General features: G+C 37.3%; 1 protein-coding gene. It reads right to left on the bottom strand.

Annotated elements, in window-relative coordinates; translation table 11 throughout:
• The coding region (locus tag OQ477_RS20725; protein ID WP_265973602.1) for a non-ribosomal peptide synthetase at positions 1 to 1,524 on the bottom strand (1,524 nt) is incomplete at both ends.

The following is a 1,524-nucleotide window of genomic DNA, read 5'->3' as shown; positions in this document are numbered from 1 at the left end:
TTGAGCGTTGCTGTCTCTCAACATATAGCCAATTCTGTCTGCCGGATAGCTTTTATCTATCGGAAGATAGGCACCGCCTGCTTTTAACACACCTAGAATTCCAATCACCATCTCAATTGAACTTTCGATCATAATCCCTACTACAGTACCTGATCGGATGCCTTTTTTGCGTAAAGCGCGGCCAAGCTGATTAGCTTTTTCATTTAACTCTTTATACGTAATATGCTGGTTTTCGTAAACAACTGCTTGATGTCCCGGTCGCCTTTCCACTTGTTCCTCAAATAGTTCTACGATGTTTTTTTCTCTTGGATAAATGGTTTTCGTATTGTTAAACTCGTGTAAAATTTGATGTTTTTCTGGTTCAGTCATCATGTTAATTTGATATAGTTCAGCTTCATCGTTTCTGCAGATACTAGTCACAATTTCATTAAAATGGAGTGCCATTCTCTCAATCGTTTCTTTCTTAAAAAGACGCGTACAATATTCGATATTTCCGTTTAATCTGTTTTTGTGTTCTGTAATATGAAGCGTCAAATCAAATTTGGAGATATGACTTTCTCTTTGAATTTGTCTCAGCTGTAAGCCTTCATCTGCTCTTTCAGCCACTTCAGTGGCATGGCTCATATTAAACATGACATCGAATAACGGATGTCTGCTTGTTTCTCTATTTACCTCAAGCGTATCAATCAGATCCTCAAACTGGTAGTTTTGATTTTCATAGGCAAGCAGAGAATTGCTTTTCACCTCAGCTAAAAATTTGAGGAAACATTTCTCTCCCTCCACCTTGTTTCGTAATGCAAGAGTATTAACGAACATTCCCATGATATCCTGCAAATCCGCATGTGTTCTTCCTGCAATTGGAGTACCGACTACTATATCTTCCTGTCCGCTGTATTTAGACAAAAGAATATAGAAGGCAGATAACAATACCATATGCATAGTCGTACCTGTTTTCTTGGCAATTTCACGCAAACCTTCTGTTTGGTTTTCATTCAACGAAAAGCCTAGATGACTTCCTTCAAAACTTTTCATAAGAGGTCTTTCAAAATCGTATGGCAGATTTAAAACTGGAATATCTCCCTTGAATTGTTCAGTCCAATACTCTTTCTGTTTTTTCAACTCGTCTGATTTCAGGAAAGAATTCTGCCATGCGGTGAAGTCTTTATATTGAATTCTTAATGGTTTAAGGTCCTGACCGTTATATAATTCCTTAAACTCAGAAAATAATCGTTCGACGGAGACACCATCACAGATGATATGATGCATATCGACCATTAAATAAGTTGCTTCCTCTAATTCAGCCATTTCCACTCTAAAAAGAGGGGCTTTATTCAATTCGAACGGACGAACAAAATCCTTTAAAAGATCTTCAACCGCCCATCCTTTTCTGTCTCTTCTTTCCATTGTAAAGGAGAAATCCGAATGGATTTTTTGGACAATATCACCATTCACATCTTCAAAAGATGTTCGTAATGACTCATGTCTGTCCACCAGTTTTTGAAAGATTTTCTCTACTTTTTTAGA

The sequence above is a fragment of the Bacillus sp. ChL18 genome, from assembly GCF_026241425.1.
Classification (GTDB): Bacteria; Bacillota; Bacilli; order Bacillales; family Bacillaceae; genus Bacillus; species Bacillus velezensis.
The sequence above is the reverse complement of the archived record's forward strand: the minus strand, read 5'-3'. Positions and strand labels throughout refer to the sequence as shown.